Below are 25,818 nucleotides of genomic sequence, written 5' to 3' on the forward strand. Positions count from 1 at the left end.
TCAAGCTGTGCGCGTCCGAGCGCCTCGTGTGAGGAGGAGCACGGCTATCCACGTCGCCAGCAGCAGTCCCGTCAACGCGAACCCGAGGTCGTCGATACCGACCGACGCCAACCAGGGAAGGGGGCCCCCGAGCCCGAGATTCGCAACGAGCACATCTGAGAGCTGCACGATCGCGATCAGCACCGCGGCGACGACAGAGAATCCAGTCATTGCGATGGCATACACCTCGCCGATACTGCGGCGACCGGGCTGCCAGGTGTAGGCGCGACGCATGATCGCGCCCTGGGTGGTGTCGAACGCGCTCATGCCTGCTGCGAACAGAACGGGAAGCGTGAGCGCAGCCCACCAGGGCACGGCGACGAGGGTGGCAGCACCCGCCAGCGCGAGCAGTCCGATCTCTGTCGCGGTGTCGAAGCCGAGACCGAACAACAGCCCGACCACGTACATCCGAGAGGGGCGATCCACCGCTTTCTCGAACGGCCCGAGCAACCGGAGCACCGGCCCGCCCGCGTGACCGTGCCGACGGCGCAGCGACGCGATGTTGATCGCAGCGATCACGAGCAGGAAGACACCTGAGACCGTGGGGCCGATGACGCCCGTCCAGGTTCGAAGGGCGGAGGAGTCATCGGCCAGCGAGGTGCCGATCGCGCTGATCCCGAAGGTCAAGAGGACGCAGAGCACGACGACGATCGTGGAATGGCCGAGGGAGAACCAGAAGCCGACGGTGTGCGACGGTCTGCCGCGCTCGGCAAGGCGGCGCGTGGTGTTGTCGATCGCGGCGATGTGATCGGCGTCGAAGGCATGGCGCACACCCAAGGCGTAGGCAGTGAGCCCGGCCCCGAGCGCGACCAGGGTGCCGCCGCTGCCACCCAGCGGGATGCCGGCCGGAATCACGAGGCCGACGAGCACACCCCACCCGATCAGGTGCAGGAGGACGATCACAGAGATCACGCCGACCGTGCCCGGCGTGACTCGTGTGCGGGAGCGGTCTTCAGCAAGCGATGTCAACGAAGTTCCTTTCAGTTGGCGGGACGGTTCTCGGGTCGGGGTCGTGCGACCGGTTCACACGAAGCGCCCGCGATTCTGCGAACGCGGCCCACGCATCCCACACCGACTCGAGGGGTGAGCCGTGCGCATGGTCGGAGAGATGGCGCGCCATCGCTCCCGGGCGATCGAACTCGAGGTCTCTCAGGCGTGCGGGCGGTCGGAACCCGACGGCGATCACCGCATCCATGACGCGGTTGTGCCCGAGCACTCCCGGCTCTGGCACGGTGCCGTCCACCTCGAGCTCCTCGAGCAGGATCGGCCCGTCGCCGTCGATGACGGTGAGAGCGGAGATCAGCTGGCCGCCCTGCTCCCCGTATCTGCCGAGGACGAGCGTCTCGCGGATCACCGCTCGCGCATCCGTCTCCAGGGTGAGGGCGCTGCGCCGTTCGACGGAAGCACCGTCGGCGACGATGAACGGCAGGCCGCGCCACAGCAGTGTGCCGCCCGCTCCGATCCGAACCTCGAGGATCCACGACGAGCGCGCCCCGGGGTAGGCAACCGTGCCACCGACGTCCTCCACCTGGAGCGTGCACCCCGCGCCGACGTCGACGACGACATGCACGTGGTCGCCACCGAGCAGCACCATCCCCGCCGCGGCGACTGCGACGTGCGCACGCGTGCCGTCGCGCGAGACCAGGCGCGGTGCGAGCGCGCCGACCGCGAGCTCGACATGTGCGCGCGGCTCGCCCGCGGTGACCGCGATGCGAGTGGAGGTCACTCGTCCTGGTCCATTCCCGCGCCGGCGGGTACGTGGGTGTGCTCGTGCCGGTGGTCGTCGCCTTGCGGGGCATCCTCACCGTGCGAGTGGATGAATCCGCCTTCAGGATGCTCCTCATCGGCGTGGAAGTGCGGGGCCATCGGTCCCGGATCCTGTGGAACGTGGTCGCCCGATCGGTGCGCGGCGAGCATGCTCAGCACCCAGGCGCGGAGGCCGGCGACGGACACGTCGTCGTGCCGCGAGAGCGCCAGCACCGCCCGGCCCTCACGCGCCTGTTCGGCGTCGGCGACCATCTGGGGCACATCGACGCCGACATAGGGGGCGAGGTCGGTCTTGTTGACGATCAGCAGGTCGGCGCGGCCGATGCCGGGGCCGCCCTTGCGCGCGACATCGCCGCCGCCGGCGACATCCAGAACGAAGATCTGCGCGTCGACGAGAGCCGGGGAGAACGTCGCGGTCAAGTTGTCGCCACCGGATTCGATCAGCACAACGTCCAGCGGAGCGAAGTCCCTCTCGAGGTCTTCTGCCGCCAGCAGGTTCGTGGTGATGTCGTCCCGGATCGCTGTGTGCGGGCACGCGCCCGTCTCGACAGCGCGGATGCGCTCCGGGGCGAGCACGCCGGCCGAGCGCAGGAACCGGGCGTCCTCGTCGGTGTAGATGTCGTTCGTGATCACGCCGAGGCGAAGCTCTTCGCCGAGCGCACGGCATATCGTCGCGATCAGCGACGACTTGCCGGTGCCGACGGGGCCGGCGACTCCCAGTCGGAGGGCGCGGGCGGATGCGGGGGAATCAGGCACGGAAGAGCCTCCTGTTGGTGACGGCATGGGCCTCTGCCCATGCCTCGGATTGAGGGGCGCTCGACGCCGGGATCGCCTCGGGAGAGGTAAGGGCCGAGAGCTGCGGGGTGAAGTCGGCCACCCCGGCGCAGGCGTCGATCACGAGTCGTACGCCGTCGATCGGGTCGCCCGGCTCGAGCTTGAGCAGAGCCGCGACGGCGCACGCCATGTCGTCGTAGACAGCGATCCGTACGAGCGATTCGGCGTCCACGCCGGCGTGGGCGGCGACGGCCCCGAGCACGACGGGGCGGGACCAGCCTCCGGTGATGCGGGTGAGGCCGGCGATCGGCGCCGAGTCGGGCCACAGTGTCGTCGCGAGCCGGAGGAGCCCGCGCCCGAGTTCCCGTGAGGAGTTCCGAGCTGCGCGGCTCGGGGTCCGCGCGGCCCATGCGCGCTCGATCGGACCGTAGGCATCCCCCCGCCGGCCCGCCGACAGGGCGACGACGGCGGTCGCGGCATCCACGATCGTGGTCGTGCGCGCGCGGGCCCGCAGGAAAGCGCCGATCTCGCCGGGGGGCAGACCGCCCTGCAGGGCGGGTTCCAATCCGGATGAGTACGCGTATCCGCCCGATGGCAGGCGCGCATCTGCCATCAGCAGGGCGATCGTGTGGGAGTCGGCGTTCATCGGGAGCGTCTTCAGAACATGTTGTACAGCTGGGCGAGCGGGAGCGACGATGCAGGCGCGGGAACCACGCGGTCGCCGTCGATCGCGATCTCGAACGTGTCGGGCTGGATGCGGATGCGGGGAAGGGCGTCGTTGTTCTTCATATCCGCCTTGCCGATGTGGCGCGTCGGCTCGACAGCGGCAAGACGACGACGCAGCCCGAGCCTCTCGGCGAGGCCGTCTTCCAGCGCGGCCGGTGCGACGTACGTGACCGAGAGATCCGCGCCGATCGTGTCGCCGAACGAAGGACGCATCATGACGGGTTGAGGTGTGGGGATCGAAGCGTTGGGGTCTCCGAGCGCCGCCCAGGCGATCGCGCCGCCCTTGACGACGACCGCGGGGCGCACACCGAAGAACTTCGGATCCCAGACCACCAGATCGGCCATCCGGCCGACCTCGACCGAGCCGACGTCGTAGGCGATGCCGTGGGCGATCGCGGGGTTCACCGTGTATTTCGCGACATAGCGGCGGGCGCGTTCGTTGTCGGCCGGCATCCCTCCGTCGAGGGCGCCCCGGCGGTGCTTCATGACGTGCGCGACCTGCCAGGTGCGGGTGATCACCTCGCCGATGCGCCCCATCGCCTGGGCATCCGAGGACGTCAGCGAGAGCGCCCCGATGTCATGCAGGATGTCTTCGGCTGCGATCGTGGTCGCTCGGATGCGAGACTCGGCGAAGGCGAGATCTTCGGGCACGGCGGCATTGAGATGATGGCAGACCATCAGCATGTCGAGGTGCTCGGCGACGGTGTTCACCGTGTGCGGGAGGGTCGGGTTCGTCGACCCGGGGAGCACGTTCGGCAGCCCGGCGATCGAGAGGATGTCGGGAGTGTGACCGCCACCCGCGCCCTCGACGTGGAAGGCGCTGATAGACCGGCCGCCGATCGCCCCCACCGTCGACTCGACGAACCCGGCCTCGTTGAGCGAGTCCGAGTGCAACGCGACCTGCAGACCCCAGTCGTCGGCCGCCTTGAGCGATGCGTCGATCGCGGCCGGCGTCGAGCCCCAGTCCTCATGCACCTTGTAGCCGGCGGCACCCGCGAGCGCCTGTTCCTTCAAGGCTGCTGCCGATACGGTGTTGCCTTTGCCGAGCAACAGCACGTTCACCGGCAGCGGGTCGAGGGCGCGGTGCATGCTCTGCAGATGCCAGGCCCCGGGTGTGACGGTCGTCGCCTTCGAGCCCTCGGAGGGCCCTGTGCCGCCGCCGACGATCGTGGTGATCCCGGTCGCGAGTGCCTCGTGGATCTGCGACGGCGAGAGCAGGTGCACGTGCGAGTCGATCGCGCCGGCGGTGACGATGCGCCCTTCACCGGCGATCACATCGGTCGAGGGACCGATGAGCATGTCGATCCCGTCGCTGATGTCGGGATTGCCGGCGTGGCCGATCCCGACGATGCGCCCGTCGCGGATTCCGATATCGGCGCGCACGATTCCCCACCAGTCGAGGATGATCGCGTTCGTGATCACCGTGTCGAGTGCTCCCTCGGCCCTCGTCGCGGTCGCCTGCGCCATGGACTCGCGGATGGACTTGCCGCCCCCGAAGATCGCCTCCTCGCCGCCGACCGTGAGGTCCTCTTCGATCTGGATCCACAGGTCGGTGTCCCCCAGGCGCACCTCGTCGCCGACCGTCGGTCCGTAGATCGCCGCATAGCGCGCCCGGTCAAGCCATACCATCGAGCACCTCCTCGCCGGCGGTCTTGATCTGGATGCCGGGCACCCGGCGGTACCCGCGAAGCGCGACGGCGTCGAGCTCGCGTGAGGCGCCGGGCTCGAAACGCTGCGACGTCCCGGACGGGATGTCGAGACGGAAGCCCGAGGCGGCCGCGCGGTCGAACGCGAGAGCTCCGTTCGCATCGGGCAGATGCAGATGCGACCCGATCTGGATCGGCCGGTCTCCGGTGTTCACGAACACGAGACGGAGTCGTTCGTCACTGCGCCGGTCGGCATTCAGCTCGATCCGGCCAGGACGGATCCGGAAGGCTCCCGGGCCCTCACTCGATACGGATGCCACGGCGTCCCCTTTCGATGGACATCGACTCAGTCGATCGGATGGTGAATGGTGACGAGCTTGCGCCCGTCGGGGAAAGTCGCTTCGATCTGCACGTCGGTGATCATCTCGGGAACACCGGGCATGACCTGCGCGCGGGTGAGGATCCCTCGTCCCGCCTGCATCAGTTCGGCGACGCCGCGGCCGTCACGGGCGCCTTCGATGACCCAGCACGACAGCAGCGCGACGGTTTCGGGATGGTTCAGCAGGACGCCACGCCCGAGCCGGTCGCGCGCGACCATCCCTGCGACGGCAAGCAGCAGCTTCTCGGATTCGGCTGGCGTGAAGTGCACGGGATCCCTCCTGAGGCTGGGCGAATGTCAAAAGTGTGCCATATCGGATGCATCGATCAGGGTCGCCCGACATTGATCGGCGACCGACGGTGAGGAGATTCCGCGAGATTCCGCAGTTTTCACCGAATCCCGCCCCGCACGATTAACAAGATCGGAACAATCGAGAAATGTCAGAGCAATGTCACGGGCCCATGCTGTCAACTACCGCAGCAGTCGACGACCACCCCTTGTCGCCTGAAACCGGGACGCGTCGGCCGGAACAATCCGATCTCCGCAGCGATCCACGCACCACCCGTCGTTCTCTGCACCACGCCCTGACCCCGGTCAGCTTGCTCTCAGCCGCTGTTCGGCGCGCCTCGGGGAGCGGAGAACGATCACGTCACCATGCCCCGCACAGCGCCTGCATCACCGAGAAACGGAGTCTCCACATGAGCACATACCGCACCCGACGACTGAGAAGAACCCTGGTCATCCCCGCGATGATCGCCACCGCCGCCCTCGCTCTCGCCGGCTGCGGCGCCCGCGCCGGAGACGCCGCAGGGCCGAGCGCGTCGGCCGCCGCATCGGAGGGCTGCATCGACTCGTCCGGCGACACGATCAAGCTGGGTTTCCTCAACTCGCTCACCGGCGGCATGGCGATCTCGGAGCAGACCGTCTCCAACGCCCTGCACATGGCCGCAGACGAGATCAACGCCGACGGCGGCATCCTCGGCAAGCAGATCGAGTACATCCAGGAGGACGGCGCCACAGACTGGCCGACCTTTGCGGAGAAGACCGAGAAGCTGCTCACCCAGGACTGTGTCGCCGCGATCTTCGGCGGCTGGACCTCTTCGTCGCGCAAGGCGGTCAAGCCGGTCGTCGAAGAGCACAACGGTCTGTTCTTCTACCCCGTGCAGTACGAGGGGCTCGAGTCGTCGCCGAACATCTACTACACCGGCGCCACGACGAACCAGCAGATCATCCCTGCGCTGGACTACCTCGCCGCGCAGGGCGTGAAGACGCTCTTCCTGGCAGGCTCCGACTACGTCTTCCCGCGCACCGCCAACGCGATCATCAAGCTGTACGCCGCAGAGCTCGGCATCGAGATCGTCGGTGAGGAGTACGTGCCGCTCGACAAGGACGATTGGACGACACAGGTCGCGAAGATCGTCGAGGCAGACCCCGACTACGTGTTCAACACGATCAACGGATCGTCGAACGTCGGCTTCGTCAAGGCGTACTACGACGCCGGCCTCACTCCCGAGACCAATCCGATCATCTCAGTCTCGATCGCTGAGGAAGAAGCTCCGGCCATGGGGCACGAGGTCACCGGAAACTACGCATCGTGGAACTACTTCCAGTCGATGGACACCCCGAACAACCCGGCGTTCATCGAGCGCTGGCAGGCCTACCCTGGCAGCAGCGGAGTGACCTCCGACCCGATGGAGGCCGCCTACATCTCGCTCTACCTCTACAAGGCTCTGGTCGAGGCGGCCGGTTCGTTCGACGTCGACGCGATCAACGCCGCGGCGCTCGAGAACGAGATCACGGTCGACGCACCGGAGGGCGTGGTCACGCTGGACGGCGAGAACCACCACATCTCCAAGCCGGGGAACATCGGCCGGATCAACGCCGACAACCAGTTCGACATCGTCTGGTCGTCCGACGGGTTCATCGATCCCGACCCGTATCTCGAAGGATACGACTGGTTCCCGGCCGACATCCGTGACGCGCTCGTGGCCGCCGCAGGCTGAACCCCTCCGCAGCGCGGGGCTCCGTGCTCACCGGCACGGGGCCCCGCCCCGATCTCCTGGCTCCTTACTTCCCGCAGAGAGAGTGACCGCACACATGGAAGCACTCATACCGCCGCTGCTGAACGGCACAGCGCTCGGAGCGCTGCTGCTGCTCGCCGCGCTCGGACTCACGCTGACCTTCGGTCAGATGGGGGTCATCAACATGGCGCACGGCGAGTTCATCATGGCCGGCGCCTTCATCGCCTACCTGACTCAGCTGATCGTGTCCTCCGTCAACCTGTCCATCCTGGTCGCTCTGCCACTCGCCTTCGTCGGCGCGGGCCTGCTCGGCCTGCTCTTGGAGATCGGCATCATCCAGTGGATGTATCGGCGCCCACTGGACACCCTCCTGGTCACCGTCGGTGTGAGCCTGATCCTGCAGCAGGTCGCGCTTCAGATCTTTCCCGCACAGGGCGTTCCGGTTGAGAGCTCCGACTGGCTCGCCGGTCAGATCGATGTCCTCGGCTACGGGTGGCCGCTTCGGCAGGCATTCACGATTCTGCTCGCTGCGATCTGCCTCGCAGCGCTCGCGGCATGGCTGAAGTACTCGTCGTTCGGACGTCGGATCCGAGCGACGGTCCAGAACCGCGACCTCGCCGAGACCAGCGGCATCCGTACCCGCACCATCGACCGGCTCACCTTCTTCGTCGGGTCGGGCCTGGCCGGCGTCGCCGGCGTCGCCGCATCCCTGATCGGCGGCACGAACTCCCAGATGGGGACGCAGTACATCATCCCCGCCTTCCTCGTCGTCGTTGCCGGCGGCATCGGCCAGATCAAGGGCACCGTGATCGCCGCGCTGGTGTTCGGCATCGCGCTGTCGTACTTCGCCGACTGGACGACCGGCAGCATGGCGCAGGTGTTCGCCTTCGTTCTGCTCGTCGTCTTCCTTCAATTCCGACCGCAAGGTCTGTTCACTGTCCGGACTCGGGGGCTGACATGACGAAACTGAAGCCGTGGCTTCCACTCATCGGCATCGGGGTGCTCGCCATCACCCTCCTGGTCGTGGCGCCCGCCCTGCTGTCGATGCACTGGATCAACAATCTCGGAAAATACGCCTGCTGGGCGATCGCTGCCGTCGGCATCGGCCTGGCGTGGGGGCGAGGCGGGATGCTGGTCCTCGGTCAGGGCGTCTTCTTCGGCCTGGGCGCCTACGCCATGGCGATGCACCTCACGCTCGAGAGCGCGGGCCCGGACAGTCTCCCCGTCTTCATGATCCTGTACGACCCGCAGGCTCCGCTGCCGGCCTTCTGGGAGCCGTTCCGCAGCGATGTCTTCACCCTGGTCGCCATCGTGGCTCTCCCGGTGATCGTGGCATCCATCCTCGGCTTCGCGCTGTTCAAGCGCAGGATCAAGGGCGCGTACTTCGCGATCCTGTCCCAGGCACTCGCCGTCGCGATGGCCGTGCTGATCAGTTCGACCATCCGGGAGACCGGTGGAGACACCGGGCTCAGCGACTTCACCTATTTCTTCGGATTCGTCCTGAACGACGACGCCAACAAGATCATGATCTACCTGATCGCCGCATCTCTTCTCATCGGGTGCCTGCTGGCGGTCTGGCAGCTCAACCGCAGTCGTTTCGGCGAACTGCTCATCGCCACCAGGGATGCCGAGGAGCGTGTGCGGTTCCTGGGATACGATCCCGCCAACATCAAGCTCGTCGCATACGTCGTCGCCGCGGTGATGGCCAGCATCGCCGGAGCGATGTTCGTACCGATCGTCGGCATCGTCACTCCGGCCGAGATCGGAGCCTCGGCATCGATCCTGATGATCGCCGGTGTCGCTCTCGGCGGACGCGCCTCGCTCTTCGGCCCTGCGCTGGGAGCGATGGCGATCGGGTGGGGTCAGTCGAGTCTCGGATCGAGCTGGCCGAGCGGCTGGGTCTACATCCTGGGTCTGGTCTTCATCCTGGTCACGCTTTTCCTTCCCATGGGGCTGTCCTCGCTGCTGGGCAGAGCGAAGCACCTGCTCTGGCGTCCGCGAACGGCTCCATCCGCAACCGCATCCGCCCCTGCCGATTCGGCACCCGTTCTCGATGAGGTGAAGAAATGACTGCAACCGAGGAATCGCTCGTCGTCACTGATCTGCGTGTGGAGTTCGACGGATTCGTCGCCGTGGGCGGGGTGTCCTTCGATGCCCATCCGGGCGAGGTCAGATTCCTCATCGGTCCGAACGGTGCGGGCAAGACGACGTGCATCGACGCCATCACCGGTCTGTCGAAAGGAACCGGCTCGGTGAGGCTCGGAGATCATGAGCTGCTGGGCAGGCCTGTCAACAAGATCGTCCGCCTCGGTGTCGGCCGCACGTTCCAGACCGCGAGCGTGTTCGAACAGCTCACTGTGCTGCAGAACCTCGATATCGCCGCAGGTCTCAGTCGATCCCCTTTCTCGCTGCTGCGCGCACGGCGGGGCGTCGACCCTGTGATCGAGCAGGCGCTGGAGGAAACCGGACTCGCCGACGAGCGGGACACGCCCGCCGGCATCCTGTCGCACGGGCAGAAGCAGTGGTTGGAGATCGGGATGATGCTCGTGCAGGATCCCCGCGCGTTGCTGTTGGATGAACCCGTCGCCGGCATGAGCCAGGACGAGCGCACGGCCACCGGCGAACTCATGCAGCGCATCGCGAAGCGCCACATCGTCCTCGTCGTCGAGCACGACATGGACTTCATGCGTCGCTACGCGTCGCGGGTCACGGTGCTTCATCAGGGCAAGGTGCTCTCCGAAGGCACGGTGGCGCAGGTGCAAGCCGATCCGAAGGTGCAAGAGGTCTACCTCGGGACGGCGGGTGCAGCGACCACGACCGAGGGGCTGGCCCTAGGAGACACCACGACCATGGTGCCGGAATCCGTCACCCAGGGAGGCGGAGCCTGACATGCTCGAGATGAACGATATTCAGGCGGGCTACGGCCGCACGCTCGTGCTGCACGGCGTGACGCTCCCGCGATCCGACACCGTCGTCGCCGTCCTCGGGCACAACGGCGCGGGCAAGTCGACCCTGCTGCGCGTCGCGATCGGACTGATCAAGCCGCGCAGCGGCAGGGTCGTCTTCGACGGCGAGGACGTCACATCGCTTCCCCCCAACAAGCGTGTCGCGCGCGGGATGGCGTACGTTCCGCAGGGGCAGCAGTCGTTCGCGCAGCTGACGACGATGGAGAACCTGCAGCTGGTCGCCGACGGGCGCCGAGGAGGGAAGGGGCTCATCGAGCAGCAGCTCTCGCGGTTCCCCGCGCTCGAGAAGTTCGCCACGCGCAGGGCCGGACTGCTCTCGGGCGGCCAGCGTCAGCAGCTCGCCATCGCGCGGGCGCTCATCACTCAACCGAAGCTGCTCATCCTCGACGAGCCGACCGAGGGCATTCAGCCGACTCTCGTCGCCGAGATCGAGCACACGGTCATGCAGCTCGCGAGCGAGGGGCTGTCGGTGCTCCTCGTCGAGCAGCACATCGGCTTCGCATTGGAGGCCGCAGACAAGTACCTCGTGCTCGCGAGCGGCTTCGCTTCGAGCACGGGCGAGGGTGGAGCGGCGGCGACCGAAGGCGTGCGCGCGGCGATGGCGATCTGACTGCTGTGTGCCTGAAACGCCACGGAAACACGAAGTGGCGACAATGTACCCCACATGCAGGGTGCGGGGGTGGCGATGGTGAAGCTCACGGCGAGCAGGGCAGGCAACGCGCGTGCCGCAGCTGAGGACAGTCTTGAGGACTATGCCTTCCGCTACGTCCCGCGCACTTTCCGACGCTGGAGCGCCGGCTCGATAGGGGTCACGGCGCTCGGTTCGATCGCCTTCCTCGCCGATTTCTCGATCGGCGCGAGCGTGGGAATCGAGCACGGCACGGGCAACGCGGTACTCGGCATCCTGTTCGCCTCGCTCATCATCTTCATCGTCGGTGTGCCGATCGCCTACTACGCGGCCCGTTACAACCTGGATCTGGATCTGATCGCGCGCGGGTCGGGGTTCGGCTACTACGGCTCATCGATCACCACCGTGATCTTCGCGGTCTTCACCTGTATCTTCTTCGCCCTCGAAGGGGCGATCATGGGCCAGGGGCTTCACGTCGTCATCGGCATCCCGCTCCCGCTCGGCTACCTGATCTCCACGGTCGTTGTGGTCCCGATCGTGATCCATGGGATGCGCGCGCTCGAGCGACTGCAGTTCTGGACGACACCCCTGTGGCTCGGACTCGCGCTGCTGCCGCTGCTGTGGGTGATCGTCTCCGACCCGGATGCCGTGCAGGCATTCGTCGGTTTCACGGGCGCGTCCGGTGGCGACGTCAGCTTTGAGGCGGTCATCGCGAGCGCCGCCCTGTGCTTCGCGCTCACGCCGCAGCTGGCCGAGCAGATCGACGTGATCCGCGCGATGCCCCCGCGCCCCCGGAGTCATCGGCGGTCGTGGTGGGCGTGGTTGCTGTTCGCCGGGCCGGGATGGGTGCTCTTCAGCGGCATCAAGCAGGTGATCGGCGTCTTCCTCGCGGTCTACCTCATCACCCGGGTCGACCCGGCTCTCGGGCAGCGCGCCGCCGAGCCGGTCCGCCAGTTCATCGCCCTCTACGAATCGATCATGCCGGAGTGGCTGGCGGTCGGTCTGGCGCTCGTGCTCGTCGTCATCGCCCAGATCAAGATCAACGTCACGAACGCCTACTCCGGTTCACTGGCCTGGTCGAACGTCTACACCCGGCTCACGAAGACCTACCCGGGCAGATCGATCTTCATCTTCGTCAACCTTGCGATGGCCCTCGCGCTGATGTGGATGGACGTCTTCAGTCTGATCAGCTTCGTGCTCAGCCTCTACGCGAACGTCGTGATGGCGTGGCTGGTCACGATCGCCACCGACATCGTGTTCAACAAGCACGTGCTGCGTATCTCACCGATCTATCCGGAGTTCCGTCGTGGGATGCTTCGCGATTGGAACCCGGTCGGCCTCGTGTCGGTCGGGCTGGCTTCGCTCCTGTCCTTGGCCGCGTTCGCGGGCCTGTTCGGCGACGATCTTCGGCCGTTCTCCGTGCTGATCGCCATCGGCGTCGCCGTGATCACGACGCCCGTGATGGCGCTGGTCACGCGCGGCAGGTACTACCTGCGACGTCAGACCGACGGCATCTCCTCGCCGATGATCGATGTCGACGGCAACCCGTCGGGTGAGCGGTTGCGCTGCCACGTCACCGGCTACACGTTCGAGCGTCCGGATATGCTGGCGTCGGCGGAGCGTGGTCCTCACGGCGAGACGCAGTATGTGTCGTCACTTGCGCTGACGCTGGATGACTCAGATCGGTATGTGCTGCCTGCCGAGCCGCCGTCGCGGCGAAGTCATTCGCCGAAGAAGCTGGTCGAAGAGCCCGTGGAAGAGATGGAAAGGAACGGATGATGGCGGAGGGAACGGACACGCCGACAGTGATCCTTTCCCACGCCGCTGCAGCTCTGCGTGAGAGTCCCTTCGACGATATTTCGTATCGGAGCCTGGGCGATGCCGTCGGAGTGTCGGAGAGGACGGTGTACCGGCACTTCCCGACCAGATCGCACCTGCTCGAGGGGGTAGCGGGCTGGATCGAGTCCACCGTGTTCCCGCTCCCACCGTTCGTCACGATCCCGGAGTTCCGCGAAGCATCGCGCGCTCGGTTCGCTGCCTTCGACGCGTCACCGGCTTTCGCATTCGTGTGCGCGCGTGCGGCATCCATTTCGCCGACCGGCGAGCCGGAGCCCAGCTACTTCACCCGGGTGCTCGTGGCGATGCTCGCCACGAACTACCCCTCGGTGAATGGGCGGGACCTGCGCCGAGTGGCGGCGACGCTGCGGTACTTCGCCTCCGCGCAGTTCTGGGCGCGAATGCGGACAGGCTTCGACATGAGTGCGCCGGCGATCGGCGACGTCTTCGAGCGCACGGCCTCGCAGGTGCTGGGCGACCTGGTAGGCGTCACCGAGGCCGATCGGGCAGCGGAGCGGGCGTCGGGATGACGATGTCGGTGACCCCCGAACCCGACGACGGCAACGTGAGCCGGACTCAGGAAGCAATTCTCGCTGCCTATGCGGAACTCATCGAGGAGCTCGGTACCGACGACGTTCCATTTCGGTTGATCGCCCGACGCGCAGGCGTCAGCGAACGCACCATCTTTCGCAACTACGCGACGCGCGTCGACCTCCTGCTCGCGACGGCCGCCTGGATCGAGCGCACGATCTTCCTCCGACAGGGCACGACGAGCATTTTCGACATGCCTCTGACGATTCGCGCCGCGATGGAGTCGTACGACCACCGGCCGGAGCTGGCGCATGTGGTGGCCGAAACAGCCATGCGAGGGATCAGCGGGGCCGCTCCCAGCCCGCGCAGAGAAGTGCTCGCGCAGATGATCGATGCGGAGATCACGACACTGGGACACGATGAGCGACGGGCGATCGTCGCAGCCCTCGCCCACCTCGACTCGGCCGCGACGTGGGTCACGTTGCGCCGGGAGTTCGGAATGAGCCACGGAGACATCGCCGACGCCGCCGCCTGGGCTGCAGAGGCCGTACTCAACCCCATTCGCTCGCGCGTGGGGTGACGCTGCGGCGCTACTGCTACTGAACCGACCCCTCATCGCGCGGCTGGAACTTTGTTCACCGAAGCCGCCCACTGCGGGGGGCGCAGTGGGCGGCTTCGGGGATCGCGGTCAGGAGGGTCTACTCCTCAGGGACTCCGATCCTCACCAGCTCGATGCCGCTCCCTGACTGGGGCCACTCTGTGCGCGGCTGGTCCAGGTTGCTGGGCAGCGACTCCCAGCGGAGGTACCAGGTTCCTCCCGCAGCGGCGGCGCCGTTGAGGTCGGTCTGAAGATTCACCTGAAGCCCCGGGTACGTGCCGCGAACGGTCGTGACCGATGAGGGCAGCGGCGGGGTCGGTGCCTGAGCCACACCGGTGAGCGAATCGTTGACCACGATGCTCTGCGGAGATCCTTCGCACCGGAAGTCGACGCGGATGTTCCCGTCGCTCATGACCTGAGATCCGGCCATGATGACCTTGAAGTCGAGGCTCCCGCCGCCGCCGAAGCTCCAGCGGCCTTCCCAGTTGCTGACCTGGCTGATGTCCCAGTCACCTGTGCCGTCCGCACGGGCGACATAGATCTGCGAGCGACCTGTGTCGTCGTACTTGTGGTAGCTGATGATGGGCGTGCCATCCGCGTCGAAGCCGAGCTTCGCGTTGCCGTTGAGCAGTCCTCCTCCGTCGGGGACGGGGTCCACGACATCGGCATCGCCATAGCGGAACGGCGACGTGAGCGGGTTGCCCGCACTGTCGAACCAGTCGACGAGGTTCGCGCTGCGCGCATACGTGAGCAGGCTGTTGGTCGCCGCGTCGGGTGTGTCTCTCCAGACCCAGATCATGTGGAAGTTGCCGTCCGGACCGAGCACGGGGGTCTCGAAATAGGCGTTCCACGTGCCGGAGGGGTTGGCCGCCGAACCGGATCCGTTGAACAGCGGCTGGTCGACGAGACGAGACCAGGTGTTGGACGTCTCGTTGTAGAGGTTGAAGTACGTGACGCCATCCCCGGAGCCGCCATTGCGGTGGCTGAAGACGAGGCTGCCGTCCTGCCGGTTCACGAACTCCGGGTAGGTGACCGAGTTCTCGGTGCTGGCGCTCACCATGTTCGTCACGCGCGTAAGGGTGTTGACGTTGCCCGGCGTGGTGGTGCGGAAGTAGATCAGGCCGACGTTGTGCATGTTGCCGGCGACGTGGAGATTCCGGTTGCGGTCGAGCCCGATGGAGATGTAGTTGTGGCTGTCCCAGCCGAGGGTGGTGGGGAGGACCTTCGTCGTCCACGTGGGGGTCGCCGCAGACAGACTGCGATGCGCGATGGTCATGCCGCGCTGCGCGTTGTAGTAGGCGACGTACTGGTCGTCGCCGTCGGTCAGGACGCGCTGCGTCACGGGTATTCCGGCGAAGGTGGTGCCCACCGGAACCGTCTCGAGAACCTCTCCGCTCCCGCCAGGGAAGTTGTACTGCCCGGCGGGCTTGCAGGCCACGGCGCCCGGGGGAGCGATCGCCGGAGTGGAGGTGGTGAGACCGAACGACCGTGCCTGGAGATTGCCCGAGTTCGAGTAGAGCCCGGCGTAGCCCCCGACGCGCGCAGGATCGACGACGGCGAGCGTGTGTGCTCCCGTGGCGAGAGTCGCTCCCGTCGCGCCGTTACGAACCGTCACCTGGAACTGTGCGCCGTCTCGCGCCAAGCTCAACTGCAGACGCGTCCCGTAGGGGGCGGTCAGCGCGCCCTGCGTGAGGACCGTGGGGGTCGCGTTGTTGGCCATCTTCAGCAGCTGCCACTGCCCGGATCGGGTACCACCGGCGGTCGTCGCCCGGAGCACGTAGTAGTTCAGCGATGTGGTGCCCCGGACCTTCGCGACGATCCCTGACCACTCGGTGCCGCTGGGGGAGGACGCGACGATGTCGATGTCAGCCGTCACCGTGTACGAACGCCCGAGTTCCAGTGTTCGATGGGTGGCGACGTTGTTCCCCGGTGAGCCCGCGGACAACGCCTTTCCTGATGCAATGCTCCACGTACCGCGATCCGCGGTCCAGGGCGTTCCCAACGCGCCGTTCGCACGTTCGAAATCGTCGGATCCGCTGGCGCTTCCGGTCGTGGCCTGGGCGGGTGGGGCCGTGGCGGCCCCAGCGAGCGCACCCGCCGCGAGTGTCGCGGCGAGGAACACGGCAGTGAGCCGGTTCCTTCGCTGAGTGAGTCGAACAGTTGTCATCTACTTCTCTCTTCCTTGAGATCGGTATGTATCAGCGCGAGCCCGGGTGGGCAGAGGATGCGAGCACAGTCGCAACAGGGCAAAACGTTACGACATGTTAACGAGGTCGTCAAGGCGTGCTCGAAACTTTGACGCGGCCAGGATTGACCCGGATCCGCGGGGAACTAGGGCATACCTTGCTGCGGCAGGACCACCCCGTGGTTGATTTGCGTCACCAAGCGCCCTACTCTGAGTGAATCGTTTCGCCGTCGTCTCGCTCGAGGAGCCCCATGTCCATCGCTGAGGATCTCAGATCCGTCGAGCGCAAGAGCCGCTTCGGGATCGCCTCGAAGGTGGATAGCGCCGTGCGTATGGCGCGTTCTCGCCGCTCAGTCGCTGAGTCGCCGAACCGATGCGCCGATCTGCAGATGTCCAGGAAGCTCGAGGACCACGCGGCTCGTCGACTCATCCGGGTTGTCCAGTCGAGCGTTCATGATGCGAGCAGCCTCGGTCGCGATCTTCTCGACGGGCTGAACGAAGACCGTCAGCTTCGGGCGCGTCACCTTGGCGAGCTCCACGGAGTCGAAGCCGACGAGAGAGATGTCGCGCCCGAGGCGGAGCCCGGAGTCGTTCAGTGCGGCCACGGCGCCGACGGTCAGGTCGTAGTTCACGGCGAACACCGCAGTCGGGCGAGGGTCTGCCGCGAGCAGCCGCATCATCGCCGCATATCCGTAGTCCACGTTGATCGGGGCGCGTTGGATGTGGTCGTCGGCGATGGTGATGCCGGCGGTGCGAGCCGCGGCGAGGAAGCCGTCGAGCCTGCCCTGCAGGCTCCACATTCCTTCCTCTCCGACCAGGGCGCCGAGAGTCCGGTGCCCGTGATCGATCAGATGCTGGGTCGCGACTCTGCCCGCGTGCACGTTGTCCAGAGTGACGGAGTCGGCGTCGAGCCCGCTGGGGCGCCAGTCGACGGTGACGACGGGGATGCCGATCGAGACGGCGGTCGCGAGCGCCGAGGAGTCCGACAGCGCGGGGACGCCGATGATGCCGTCGACCCTTCGGCTCAGAAGCAGCTCGACGGCGTTGACGACGGACGGATCTCCGTCCTGCTCATTCGAGGTCACCAGCACTCCGATGCCCTGACTGCGCAGGTACTTCTCGATACCGACGACGATCTCGAGGTGGAACGGAACCTGGAACGAGGGCAGCAGGACCCCGACGGTTCTGGTGACGCCGCGTCGCAGGCTGCTGGCGAACGCGTTCGGTCGATAGTTCAGTTCTGCGGCCGCCGATTCGATCGCTTCTCGGTTGGAGGCAAGAACGTTTCGCCCGTTGTAGTACTTCGAGATCGTCGCCAAGGACAACCCGGTCAGGCGCTGGATGTCCTTGTAAGTGGCGGGAGTTCTGGTGCTTTTCGACAATTTCGGTCCTTCGTGTGGCGAGCGTCGGCAGCGTTCGCGCGGAACATCGATGTTGCCCGGAGTCTACCGACGATCCACCTGCCTTTAGTCGTTTCGCCATGCCGTACGCCCCAGACCACCCAACCAGCGGGCGCCACGCGGCGACTCGCCACGTCGTGCCGAGGAGAGAGCAATGACCGATAGTCCCACCCTGCCCGAATGGGTCAGGCAGTCCACCCTGGGCATCTTCATCCACTGGGGGCCGTACTCGGTTCCCGCGTGGGCGGAGCCGACGGGCGCGTGGGGTGCTGTCCCCGAAGGAAAGTGGTTCGCCCACAACGCGTACGCCGAGTGGTACGCGAACACCTCCCGGATCGCAGGATCTCCGGCCGCCGTTCACCACGTGACCGAATACGGGGACAACTCGTACGACACCTTCCTCGACCGATGGAACCCCACCCAGTTCGATCCGTCGGGGTGGGCTCGGCTGTTCCACCAGGCCGGGGCGGACTACGTCATCCCGGTCACGAAGCATCACGATGGGGTGACTCTGTGGGACGCGCCGGGGCCGGCAGCCTTTCCACGGTCGCTCGGGGGCCCAAGCTCGATCTGCTCGCGCCGCTCGCGGAGGCTGTACGCGACGAGGGAATGCGCTTCGGGGTGTACTACTCGGGCGGGCTCGACTGGGCTTTCACGGACTTCCCTCCGATCGAGTCGATGTCTGATGTCGCCGAGTACCGCCCCAATTCTGCGGAGTATGCCGAGTACGCGACCGCGCATGTCCGCGACCTCATCGACCGCTACCAGCCTGCAGTGATCTGGAACGATATCGAGTGGCCCGACGCAGGCAAGGCCGATGGCTCGCTCGAGCAGCTTCTGGCGTACTACAAGCGCGTGGTGCCCGACGGCATCGTCAACGACCGATGGGGTGCGCCCGTGTGGGACTACCGCACCAGTGAGTACGCGCACGACACCCAGAACGAACGCGGGGTCGGCTGGGAGCACAACCGCGGGCTCGGCTTCTCCTTCGGCTACAACCGCACGGAGGACGAGTCCTTGACGCTCTCGGCGCGCGAGCTCGCGCGCCTGTACGCCGACGTCGTTTCGCGCGGCGGTCGTCTCCTGCTGAACATCGGGCCCGAGGCCAGCGGCCGGATTCCTGATGTCCAGCGCCGGACGCTCGAGGGGTTCGGGGAATGGAGCCGGAATCTGAAGCCCCACACGCTCGACCGGTCGTCGATCGACCCAGGTAGTGTCACCGTGACCGGCAGTGACTGGTGGGTCGCGTGGCGCGATCGCGACTCCGTCGTGGTCGTGGCGGACAACCCTCTCGCCTCTGTGCAGACGGAGGAAGGGCTGGAAGCGGTCGTCTTCGGACTGCCGGAGCCCCACGATCAAGGATCGGAGGCGCGAGCATAACGTTTCTCCCCCGTTATTCAGCGGGATTCGACCATATTCAGCAAGAAAATCGAGACATCTCATCCGCGCAGTGCTATATTTACCCCGACAGCGCGAAACGATTCACCCTGGAGAATCGCCGATGTCACGCAGCCACCACAAAGGAGTGAAAATGCACCAGAACCAGACCCCGCGAGGAGTGCGCAGACGCGCGCTCTCGATCAGCGCCTTCGTCGGCGTCTCCGCGCTCGCCCTCGCCGGCTGCGCATCCGGCGCAGCAGCCGGAGGCGGCGGCGACAAGACGCTGACCATCCAAGTGCAGTCGGTTCAGCAACCGGCGTTCGAGTACGCGGCCAAGATCTTCGAGAAGGAGAATCCCGGTGTGACCGTCGAGTTCCAGACGGTGACCGAGCAGCAGAAGAGCACCACCAACACCCAGATCATGGCATCGTCGAATGCTCCGGACATCGGCCTCGTGCCGGTCAACGCGCAGCCGTACTTCGACCTGGTGAAGGCCGACGCGCTCGAGCCTCTGGACGATGTGTGGGCCGACGCCGACCTTGAGTCCCGGTACGGTGACACGATCTCGGGGGCCCTCAAGTGGGATGACACTCCGTACCTCGTCCTGTTCGACACGACCTACTACAACGTGGTGTTCTACAACAAGGACGCGTTCGCGGAAGCGGGAGTCACCGCACCCGCGAACCACCAGATCGCGTCGAACGACGAACTGTACGACATCGTCACGAAGCTCGACACGGCAGGATATGACGGTCTCGCTGTGGGAGGGGCAGCTGGTTACCAGCTCGCTTGGCTCCAGGATGCCCAGCTGCAGGCGAACTCGCCCGATGCGCTGAAGGACTACCTCGTCTCTTGGCAGCCGGGCGCGGAGCCGAAGGAGAAGTACGACGACCCCGCGTTCACGGATTCGCTCCAGCAGATCGCAGACTGGAACGACAACAACGTCTTCCAGGAAGGAATGGCCGGCGCCGCGGGAGACCAGGCGCAGGCGGCCTTCGCCGCTGGTGACGCCGCGATGCTCCTCGGCGGCGTGTGGATCCCGTCCGTTCTCGGCGATGTCGGCTTCGAGTACGACTGGCTGCTGCTCCCCGGAGCGGGAGACCAGCCGACCCTCCCGTCGCTGTATGCCGGTGACACGCTTGCGGTCCCGAAGACGTCGAAGAATATCGACCTCGCCAAGAAGTTCCTGGCTGTGTACTCGTCCGACGACGTCCAGAAGTTCGCTGCAGAGAACGTCGGGTCCCTTCCCGCCGTCAACACCGTCGCTGCATCGGACGTTCCCGGCCTCGGCCCGGTGGTACAGAGCGTCGTAGAGTTCACCAACACGGTCGGATTCGGACTCGGCTGGACCGGTAGCCTCCCGGGAGCGATCGGTCAATCGTTCCTCGACCCGCATATTCAGCAGCTCGTCAGTGGACAGACCACTCCGGAGCAGATCGGTCAGGCGGAGCAGGACGCGTTCGACACCTGGAAGTCTCAGAACAAGTAGCGCACGAGGGTGTGCTGTTCGCCATGGCGAACGGCACACCTTCCTGTTCTGCGAGAAAGGCGCATGGTGAGTTCACTAGAAACCGTGACAGTAGTCCTCCCCGAAGAATCCGGACCCTCACGACGAGCGGCGCGATCAGCGACGCGGCGGGGGACACCCCGCGAAGTCTGGTGGATGCTGGCACCCGGTCTGATCATCCTCGCGGTGTTCTTCGGGCTTCCGATCATCGATCTGGTCCGGACCTCGTTCACCCAGTGGCCCGGTGTCGGCGAACCCCGGTACATCGGCATCGACAACTACGTCACGGCCTTCAGTAGTCCCGAGGTGCGTGACGCGCTGTTCCGCTCCGTCCTCCTCGGCGTCGGCGCGGCGCTGGTGCTTTGCGCTATCGCCACCGTCCTTGCAGCGCTCGTGTCGGGAGGCATTCGAGGGAAGGCCTTCTACCGGGTCGTGTGGTTCCTGCCAGCGATCGCACCTCCCTCAGCCGTTGCCGTGTTCTGGGCGCTGTCCGTTCAGCCCCGATCGGGTGCCGTGAACGCGTTCCTGGGCGCGCTCGGTCTCGGCGATACGCATGCGTGGCTCGCAGATCCTTCCACGGTGATGTACGTCATCATCGCCGTGGCGGTTTGGGCGGGCGTCGGATTCGCGTTCCTGGTGATCCTCGGGGCGATGGAGGAGGTGCCGGTCTCGGTGTACGAAGCGGCATCGATCGACGGCGCATCCCGGATTCGGCAGTTCTTCTCCATCACGCTCCCGCTCGTGCGTCCGGTGCTCTCCATGATCGTTCTTCTCGAGGTGATCTGGGCGTTCAACGGATTCACCCTGGTGTGGGGAATGACCCAAGGCGGGCCTGGAAGCGCGTCGACGATCCTGCCCGTGCAGGTCTACAAGGATGCGTTCCTCTTCGCCAACTTCGGCCTCGCCGCCGCGGTCAGTGTCGTCGGCGGGCTTCTTCTTCTTGTCGTCGGCCTCGTAGGCCAAGCCCTCGGATCCCGGAAAGGGGTCGACGAATGACCCGCAAGACTCGCGTTCGCGCCGGCACCGTCGTCGGCCACACCGGTGCCATCCTCTGGAGTGCTCTCGCGATCATCCCGTTCGCGCTCATCGTTCTCCTGGCGTTCAAGTCGAACACCGACATCTACACCGATCCCCTGGGGCTCTTCGACGTCGACTGGTATCCGCAGAACTTCGTCGACGCGTGGAACGGAGCCCCCGGTGGTCAGGGATTCGCCGTCTATCTGCTGAACTCGGCGATCGTCACGACCGTGGCGATCACGGGCTGCTTGCTCATCGGAGCGTTCACCGCTTATTTCGCGACGCTCGCATCGACGCGAGTGCGGTTGATGATCATTCGGCTGTTCCTGGTAGCGACGACGTTGCCTCTGATCATGCTGCTGATCCCGTACTACACGGCGTTCAACGCTCTCGACCTGCTGGGGTCGCCCTGGGCGCTGGGAGTTCTGTACATCGCATTGTGTCTTCCCACCTGCGTACTGATCCTGCACAGCTTCTACCTGGGGTTCCCCGCGGAGCTCGCGGAGGCTGCGGCAATCGACGGTCTCGGGCGATTCCAGGTCTTCGTGAAGATCGTGCTTCCCCTGTCGAAGGGACCGATCGTCGCGGTGGGAATGATCAATGCCTTCTTCGTCTGGGGTGAGACGCAGCTGGCGATCGTGCTCCTGCAGGCTCCCGACAGCCGCACTATCCCGGTCGGTCTGCTCGACTTCAAGGGGCAGTTCGCGAGCAACACCGGCGCCATCTTCGCCGGGCTGACGCTCGCGACGATTCCGCTGATCATCGTCTACCTCGTGTTCAACCGGAGCATCACCAAGGGCGTCGCCCTGGGTGGCGTGTTCCGATAGTCCGGCAGCTCGTTCCATGATTCACGGTGACATCGCCCCGGGCTTCGAGGCGGTACACGATGCCTTCGAGCGCGGGCAGTCGGACGATCCTGGCGGCGCCCAACTATGCGTCTATCAGGGCGGCAGTTTGGTGGTCGATCTGTGGACGGGTTCCGACCCTGAAACGGGCGACGCGATCGACGGGGACTCTCTGTTCGTGCTGTGGTCCACCACCAAGGGCATGGTCGCGATCATCGCCGCGCTGCTCATCGAGCAAGGGCAGCTCGACCCCGATGCGCCGGTGTCGCTCGTGTGGCCGGAGTTCGGCGTCGGCGGCAAGGATCAGGCGACCGTTGCGCATCTCCTCAGTCACGCCGCCGGTCTTCCCTTCTTCCCCTCCGGCGCGGGGATCCAGAGTGGTGATCTGCCGAACTGGGCGCTGTGCACGGAGACGCTGGCGGCCGCCGAACCTCTCTGGCTGCCCGGCACGGCGTCGTGGTATCACCCGTTCACATTCGGGTATCTCAACGGCGAAGTGATTCGACGTGTGGCGGGCAAGACGCTGAGCGAACTCTTCGCCGAGCGCGTCGCCGCACCGCTCGGGGTCGACTTCTGGGTCGGCGGGCTCCCGACAGCTCGCGAGCCCGACGTCACGCACCGCACACTCATGAGTCCGCCGCCCGCGACCGGTCCTGCTGAGTTGTGGTCGCAGCATGGAGTGGATCTTTCAGACCCGGTTGTCCGAGAGCTCCTCGAGGAGGTGCAGTCGATCCCCGACATGGTCGAGTTCCTCAACACCGCTGAGGCGCACCGGATGGAGTTCGGCGGTGCTGGCGGAATCGCGAGCGCGCGATCGGTGGCGAAGGTCTACGCCGCCACCATCGGCGAGATCGACTCTGTGCAGCTGCTCTCGCCGACTACGCTCGACCTCGTGACCCGCCCCCGCACCCTGGGCCTCGGACCGGTCCCGCAACTGGCCGCCGTGCCGAACCAGCAGCACGCCGAGTTCGGACTGGGATTCTGGTTGGGCTCGCAGTTCCCGTCCGGGAGATTCGCCACAGGGGGAACGTTCGGGCACCCCGGCGCGGGTGGGAACATCGCGTTCGCACACCCCGCGTCGAACACGGCTGTCGCCTACACGTGCACCGGGATGTGGTCCGATACCTCGGGACCGGACCCGCGCATGGGCTGGGCCGAGGCGCTCGCCGACCTCGCCGGCGCATAGGGCCCATATCCGGCAGGGGCGCCGGACTCACTCACGAAAATGAAGGACATGGGATTCTCGATAGGCGTCGTCGGTGCCGGGCAATTCGCCGGGCAGTTCTCGACTCTGTTCGAACAGCCCCCGACGTGAGCGCGGTGTACCTCACGGATCTGCTGCCGGAGCGCGCTGAAGCGCTGCGGGTCGAGCTGGACCTCGCCGGCACCTTCTCGTCCTTCGAGGAGATGTCGACACCGTTTCCGACACGGGGCTGACCTACGTGATGGGAGAGGCGAGCTACGACAACCCGGCAACCGTCTTCGCTCGTGACCAGCACGCAGCAGGTGCGTTCGGCCGCATCTTCTATGCGGAGGGCGACTATCTTCGGCACCAAGGCCAGCTTCGAGCAACTGGCGAACGTCTCGGTGTGGCAGGACAAGGTCAGTCTGAAGGACGTCTCCGATCTGTTGGCGACCAGTGAGACGCTCAGCCCCGATGACCCCTCGTTGGCGCACGTGGCACCCGAGCTGCGTGCCGCGTTCGTGTCCGGGCATGCGCCGGTGCACGATGCGTCGCGACTTCCGGCGACATTCGCCGGAGCTCCCGATGGGCATGAAGGAAGCCACCACTTCCTTGTGGACGATTTCGTCACCGCGGTCAGAGACTCCTCGATGCCGACTGTCAACGCCTGGGTCGCAGCCCGGTTCACCCTGCCGGGAATCGTCGCCCACGAGTCGGCACTTCTCGGCGGAGAGCGACTCCCGATTCCCGACTTCGGAGACGCGCCGGTCTAGCAGGTCGCATCAACGCGGGCTGCAGCTCATCTGAAACGAGAGGTCCTGATCAGCGCGTGGCCAGCCCGGCCAGAGCAGCGATGAGTCCAGCGCCCACCAGGATCACGATCGCGAGGACGTGGACGACCTTCCCGGTCACGAGCAGCGGAAGGTCGGGCCCGTCGTAGGAGGCGGCGCTGAACATGAGGCCGCGGGCGGGGAAGCTCCAGCGGATGCGGAAGCCGATGCGCCGCAGGTCTCGCGACGGCGCGGCGAAGGTCCGTCCGCGGTGTTCCCGCGGCTGCTTCCAGGCTGCCTGAGTCGCGTACCAGGCGATCACGAAGAACGGCATCGCGAGCGAGACGGCCCAGGCGATGAGCGCCACTCCGATCATCGTGCCCATTCCGGTGCCGAGCGATGTCTTTCCCCGGGTCACCACCCTAGTTGGCAGCGAAACTTGAAAGAATGCTCGGGCACCCGCTCTCGCCCTCACCCTGATGGAGAACTGACATGACCCGTGTTCGTATCGACCTGTTCTCGTCGCTCGACGGGTTCACCGCGGCGCCCGATCCCGCGTCCGACAACCCGATGGGCGAGGATTGGGGGCCTCTGACCGCCGCCTACGCCGCGACGAGAACGTTTCGCGAGAAAGTGTTCGGCGACACCAGCGGTGCCGGCACGACCGGCGTCGACGACACGTACGCGCGGTCCTTCTTCGACGGCGTCGGTGCCGAGATCATGGGGGCGGCGATGTTCGGATTGCACGCCCACCAGGAAGAAGACTGGCGGGGGTGGTGGGGCGACGAGCCCCCGTTCGGCTGCCCGGTATACGTGCTGACGAGTTCCGCGCCGCGGCCCGAGATCGCCATGGACGGCGGCACGACCTTCCATTTCCGAAGCGGAGCGATCGACGACGTTCTCCAGGAGGCGACCATCGCTGCCGGGGGCCTCGACGTCCGGGTCGGCGGCGGCATCCGCACTGCTCAGGAGTTCCTTCGCGCGGGCCTCGTCGACGAGCTGCACGTGCAGGTCGCGCCGATCATCCTCGGCAAGGGCAACAGCGTGTGGGAGGGGCTGCGCGGGCTGGAGCACACCCACGCCGCGCGCACCGAGGTGGCGGAGAGCGGCACGATCCACATCACCTTCACGCGAAAGGTCTGAACGACGGCGAACGATCAGGTCGTCGTGTCGCTGATCTTCACGTCCGCGATCAGGTCGTCCCGCAGGGTGAAGATCATCGGGCCGGTGCCGTTGTAGCCGTTGCCCGTCACAGCGAGAGTGACGACGTACGTCTCCGGACCCTCCCCTTCGGCGACGCCCACGACCTCGAAGTGGCTCTGCTTGCCGATGTTGTCGGTGTCGTTCCACGAGCGGATGCCGTCATGCCCATGGAACTTCCGGCCCCAGTCGTCGAGATTCGCGTCTTCGGTGAAGACGGAGACGAAGCGCTCGGTGTCGCCGTCGTTGGTGGCATCGACGAACTCCTTGATGGATGCCGGCAGTGCGGGGTTGATGTCGTCGGAGTGGCTCATGTCGAAAGCCTCCCATGGCGACCGTGCGCGACCAACGGGGTTGAGAACCAGAGCACCGTGTGATTGCGCTTTCTTAGGTTGCGTCACTGACTAGTCGGTGTAACAA

The 25,818-nt window shown here is 66.1% G+C and carries 25 protein-coding genes and 2 pseudogenes; 16 read left to right on the forward strand and 11 right to left on the reverse strand.

Translation table 11 applies throughout. From position 1 onward, the window contains the following. From V5D55_RS09685 to V5D55_RS09715, 7 genes are read right to left on the reverse strand one after another with little or no spacing between them, the layout of a single operon-like run. The gene (locus tag V5D55_RS09685) at nt 1-1,008 is read right to left on the reverse strand and encodes a HoxN/HupN/NixA family nickel/cobalt transporter (RefSeq protein WP_435749189.1); all 1,008 of its coding nucleotides are present in this window, start codon (nt 1,006-1,008) and stop codon (nt 1-3) included. After that, nucleotides 992-1,765 carry an urease accessory protein UreD gene (locus tag V5D55_RS09690; protein ID WP_435749190.1) on the reverse strand — a complete coding sequence of 258 codons (774 nt, stop codon included), beginning with the start codon at nt 1,763-1,765 and terminating at the stop codon, nt 992-994. Before V5D55_RS09690 ends, V5D55_RS09685 begins: the two co-directional genes overlap by 17 nt. Next, nucleotides 1,762-2,589 (reverse strand): urease accessory protein UreG, encoded by an 828-nt coding sequence (gene ureG / locus V5D55_RS09695; RefSeq protein ID WP_435749191.1) that lies wholly within the window; start codon nt 2,587-2,589, stop codon nt 1,762-1,764. The genes V5D55_RS09690 and ureG overlap by 4 nt, the downstream gene beginning before the upstream one ends. Continuing rightward, nucleotides 2,555-3,226, reverse strand: a complete 672-nt coding sequence (locus V5D55_RS09700) for an urease accessory protein UreF (RefSeq protein WP_435749192.1) — start codon at nt 3,224-3,226, stop codon at nt 2,555-2,557. The genes ureG and V5D55_RS09700 overlap by 35 nt, the downstream gene beginning before the upstream one ends. An 11-nt stretch (nt 3,227-3,237) precedes the next feature. Next, nucleotides 3,238-4,935 (reverse strand): urease subunit alpha, encoded by a 1,698-nt coding sequence (locus tag V5D55_RS09705; protein WP_435749193.1) that lies wholly within the window; start codon nt 4,933-4,935, stop codon nt 3,238-3,240. Beyond that, entirely contained in the window at nt 4,922-5,272 is a 351-nt protein-coding gene (ureB, locus tag V5D55_RS09710) for an urease subunit beta (RefSeq protein WP_435749194.1), read from the reverse strand. Before ureB ends, V5D55_RS09705 begins: the two co-directional genes overlap by 14 nt. Nucleotides 5,273-5,298: 26 nt before the next feature. Next, on the reverse strand, nt 5,299-5,601 hold the full coding sequence (locus V5D55_RS09715; RefSeq protein ID WP_435749195.1) for an urease subunit gamma: 303 nt from the start codon (nt 5,599-5,601) through the stop codon (nt 5,299-5,301). Between the two features lie 428 nt (nt 5,602-6,029). Here V5D55_RS09715 and urtA point away from each other — a divergent pair, with 428 nt between their 5' ends. The 8 genes from urtA to V5D55_RS09755 all read left to right on the forward strand — a co-directional run bounded on the left by urtA (nt 6,030) and on the right by V5D55_RS09755 (nt 13,893). Then, complete coding sequence (gene urtA, locus V5D55_RS09720) at nt 6,030-7,334, forward strand: urea ABC transporter substrate-binding protein (RefSeq protein ID WP_435749196.1); 1,305 nt, start codon at nt 6,030-6,032, stop codon at nt 7,332-7,334. A 94-nt stretch (nt 7,335-7,428) separates the two neighbouring features. Beyond that, on the forward strand, nt 7,429-8,313 hold the full coding sequence (gene urtB / locus V5D55_RS09725; protein WP_435749197.1) for an urea ABC transporter permease subunit UrtB: 885 nt from the start codon (nt 7,429-7,431) through the stop codon (nt 8,311-8,313). After that, nucleotides 8,310-9,422 carry an urea ABC transporter permease subunit UrtC gene (gene urtC, locus V5D55_RS09730; RefSeq protein ID WP_435749198.1) on the forward strand — a complete coding sequence of 371 codons (1,113 nt, stop codon included), beginning with the start codon at nt 8,310-8,312 and terminating at the stop codon, nt 9,420-9,422. The genes urtB and urtC overlap by 4 nt, the downstream gene beginning before the upstream one ends. Then, nucleotides 9,419-10,240, forward strand: a complete 822-nt coding sequence (urtD, locus tag V5D55_RS09735) for an urea ABC transporter ATP-binding protein UrtD (RefSeq protein ID WP_435749199.1) — start codon at nt 9,419-9,421, stop codon at nt 10,238-10,240. The genes urtC and urtD overlap by 4 nt, the downstream gene beginning before the upstream one ends. Nucleotide 10,241: 1 nt before the next feature. Then, entirely contained in the window at nt 10,242-10,928 is a 687-nt protein-coding gene (locus tag V5D55_RS09740) for an ATP-binding cassette domain-containing protein (protein ID WP_435749200.1), read from the forward strand. Between the two features lie 75 nt (nt 10,929-11,003). After that, on the forward strand, nt 11,004-12,725 hold the full coding sequence (locus tag V5D55_RS09745; RefSeq protein WP_435749282.1) for a purine-cytosine permease family protein: 1,722 nt from the start codon (nt 11,004-11,006) through the stop codon (nt 12,723-12,725). After that, nucleotides 12,725-13,312: a TetR/AcrR family transcriptional regulator gene (locus tag V5D55_RS09750; RefSeq protein ID WP_435749202.1), complete on the forward strand. Its 588-nt coding sequence runs from the start codon at nt 12,725-12,727 to the stop codon at nt 13,310-13,312. The genes V5D55_RS09745 and V5D55_RS09750 overlap by 1 nt, the downstream gene beginning before the upstream one ends. An 8-nt stretch (nt 13,313-13,320) precedes the next feature. Further along, complete coding sequence (locus V5D55_RS09755; protein ID WP_435749203.1) at nt 13,321-13,893, forward strand: TetR/AcrR family transcriptional regulator; 573 nt, start codon at nt 13,321-13,323, stop codon at nt 13,891-13,893. A gap of 118 nt (nt 13,894-14,011) precedes the next feature. On the opposite strand, the gene V5D55_RS09760 is transcribed toward V5D55_RS09755, so the two are convergent. Both V5D55_RS09760 and V5D55_RS09765 read right to left on the reverse strand, forming a co-directional pair. After that, nucleotides 14,012-16,078: a BNR repeat-containing protein gene (locus V5D55_RS09760; protein ID WP_435749204.1), complete on the reverse strand. Its 2,067-nt coding sequence runs from the start codon at nt 16,076-16,078 to the stop codon at nt 14,012-14,014. A gap of 368 nt (nt 16,079-16,446) precedes the next feature. After that, the gene (locus V5D55_RS09765) at nt 16,447-17,478 is read right to left on the reverse strand and encodes a LacI family DNA-binding transcriptional regulator (protein ID WP_435749206.1); all 1,032 of its coding nucleotides are present in this window, start codon (nt 17,476-17,478) and stop codon (nt 16,447-16,449) included. A 172-nt stretch (nt 17,479-17,650) separates the two neighbouring features. On the opposite strand from V5D55_RS09765, the pseudogene V5D55_RS09770 reads away from it, so the two are divergent. The 7 genes and pseudogenes from V5D55_RS09770 to V5D55_RS09800 all read left to right on the forward strand — a co-directional run. Then, nucleotides 17,651-17,959: pseudogene (locus V5D55_RS09770) on the forward strand (alpha-L-fucosidase); the annotation flags it as partial. 50 nt (nt 17,960-18,009) lie between these two features. Continuing rightward, nucleotides 18,010-18,876 carry an alpha-L-fucosidase gene (locus V5D55_RS09775; protein ID WP_435749207.1) on the forward strand — a complete coding sequence of 289 codons (867 nt, stop codon included), beginning with the start codon at nt 18,010-18,012 and terminating at the stop codon, nt 18,874-18,876. A 151-nt stretch (nt 18,877-19,027) separates the two neighbouring features. Further along, entirely contained in the window at nt 19,028-20,365 is a 1,338-nt protein-coding gene (locus V5D55_RS09780; RefSeq protein WP_435749208.1) for an ABC transporter substrate-binding protein, read from the forward strand. A 174-nt stretch (nt 20,366-20,539) separates the two neighbouring features. Continuing rightward, nucleotides 20,540-21,379: a carbohydrate ABC transporter permease gene (locus tag V5D55_RS09785; RefSeq protein ID WP_435749209.1), complete on the forward strand. Its 840-nt coding sequence runs from the start codon at nt 20,540-20,542 to the stop codon at nt 21,377-21,379. Further along, the gene (locus V5D55_RS09790) at nt 21,376-22,227 is read left to right on the forward strand and encodes a carbohydrate ABC transporter permease (protein ID WP_435749210.1); all 852 of its coding nucleotides are present in this window, start codon (nt 21,376-21,378) and stop codon (nt 22,225-22,227) included. Before V5D55_RS09785 ends, V5D55_RS09790 begins: the two co-directional genes overlap by 4 nt. A gap of 16 nt (nt 22,228-22,243) precedes the next feature. Next, nucleotides 22,244-23,431 carry a serine hydrolase domain-containing protein gene (locus tag V5D55_RS09795; protein ID WP_435749211.1) on the forward strand — a complete coding sequence of 396 codons (1,188 nt, stop codon included), beginning with the start codon at nt 22,244-22,246 and terminating at the stop codon, nt 23,429-23,431. Nucleotides 23,432-23,479: 48 nt separating this feature from the next. After that, nucleotides 23,480-24,201 (forward strand): annotated as a pseudogene (locus V5D55_RS09800) (hypothetical protein). Nucleotides 24,202-24,250: 49 nt separating this feature from the next. Here V5D55_RS09800 and V5D55_RS09805 read toward each other — a convergent pair. Beyond that, the gene (locus V5D55_RS09805) at nt 24,251-24,616 is read right to left on the reverse strand and encodes a hypothetical protein (RefSeq protein WP_435749213.1); all 366 of its coding nucleotides are present in this window, start codon (nt 24,614-24,616) and stop codon (nt 24,251-24,253) included. A 74-nt stretch (nt 24,617-24,690) separates the two neighbouring features. Between V5D55_RS09805 and V5D55_RS09810 the strand changes: the two genes are divergently transcribed. Beyond that, nucleotides 24,691-25,341 carry a dihydrofolate reductase family protein gene (locus V5D55_RS09810; protein ID WP_435749214.1) on the forward strand — a complete coding sequence of 217 codons (651 nt, stop codon included), beginning with the start codon at nt 24,691-24,693 and terminating at the stop codon, nt 25,339-25,341. Nucleotides 25,342-25,355: 14 nt separating this feature from the next. Here V5D55_RS09810 and V5D55_RS09815 read toward each other — a convergent pair whose 3' ends face one another. Beyond that, nucleotides 25,356-25,712: a nuclear transport factor 2 family protein gene (locus tag V5D55_RS09815; RefSeq protein ID WP_435749216.1), complete on the reverse strand. Its 357-nt coding sequence runs from the start codon at nt 25,710-25,712 to the stop codon at nt 25,356-25,358. Nucleotides 25,713-25,818: the final 106 nt, after the last annotated feature.

The organism is Microbacterium sp. PMB16 (genome assembly GCF_051294855.1).
Taxonomy (GTDB): Bacteria; Actinomycetota; Actinomycetes; order Actinomycetales; family Microbacteriaceae; genus Microbacterium.

Coding starts and splice junctions, on each gene's coding strand:
- V5D55_RS09815 (WP_435749216.1), bottom strand. CDS start 25,712: ATGAGCCACTCCGACGACATCAACCCCGCACTGCCGGCATCCATCAAG.
- urtB (WP_435749197.1), top strand. CDS start 7,429: ATGGAAGCACTCATACCGCCGCTGCTGAACGGCACAGCGCTCGGAGCG.
- V5D55_RS09700 (WP_435749192.1), bottom strand. CDS start 3,226: ATGAACGCCGACTCCCACACGATCGCCCTGCTGATGGCAGATGCGCGC.
- V5D55_RS09810 (WP_435749214.1), top strand. CDS start 24,691: ATGACCCGTGTTCGTATCGACCTGTTCTCGTCGCTCGACGGGTTCACC.
- V5D55_RS09740 (WP_435749200.1), top strand. CDS start 10,242: ATGCTCGAGATGAACGATATTCAGGCGGGCTACGGCCGCACGCTCGTG.
- V5D55_RS09745 (WP_435749282.1), top strand. CDS start 11,004: ATGGTGAAGCTCACGGCGAGCAGGGCAGGCAACGCGCGTGCCGCAGCT.
- urtC (WP_435749198.1), top strand. CDS start 8,310: ATGACGAAACTGAAGCCGTGGCTTCCACTCATCGGCATCGGGGTGCTC.
- V5D55_RS09790 (WP_435749210.1), top strand. CDS start 21,376: ATGACCCGCAAGACTCGCGTTCGCGCCGGCACCGTCGTCGGCCACACC.
- ureG (WP_435749191.1), bottom strand. CDS start 2,589: ATGCCGTCACCAACAGGAGGCTCTTCCGTGCCTGATTCCCCCGCATCC.
- urtD (WP_435749199.1), top strand. CDS start 9,419: ATGACTGCAACCGAGGAATCGCTCGTCGTCACTGATCTGCGTGTGGAG.
- V5D55_RS09750 (WP_435749202.1), top strand. CDS start 12,725: ATGGCGGAGGGAACGGACACGCCGACAGTGATCCTTTCCCACGCCGCT.
- V5D55_RS09785 (WP_435749209.1), top strand. CDS start 20,540: ATGCTGGCACCCGGTCTGATCATCCTCGCGGTGTTCTTCGGGCTTCCG.
- V5D55_RS09795 (WP_435749211.1), top strand. CDS start 22,244: ATGATTCACGGTGACATCGCCCCGGGCTTCGAGGCGGTACACGATGCC.
- V5D55_RS09760 (WP_435749204.1), bottom strand. CDS start 16,078: ATGACAACTGTTCGACTCACTCAGCGAAGGAACCGGCTCACTGCCGTG.
- urtA (WP_435749196.1), top strand. CDS start 6,030: ATGAGCACATACCGCACCCGACGACTGAGAAGAACCCTGGTCATCCCC.
- V5D55_RS09705 (WP_435749193.1), bottom strand. CDS start 4,935: ATGGTATGGCTTGACCGGGCGCGCTATGCGGCGATCTACGGACCGACG.
- V5D55_RS09780 (WP_435749208.1), top strand. CDS start 19,028: ATGCACCAGAACCAGACCCCGCGAGGAGTGCGCAGACGCGCGCTCTCG.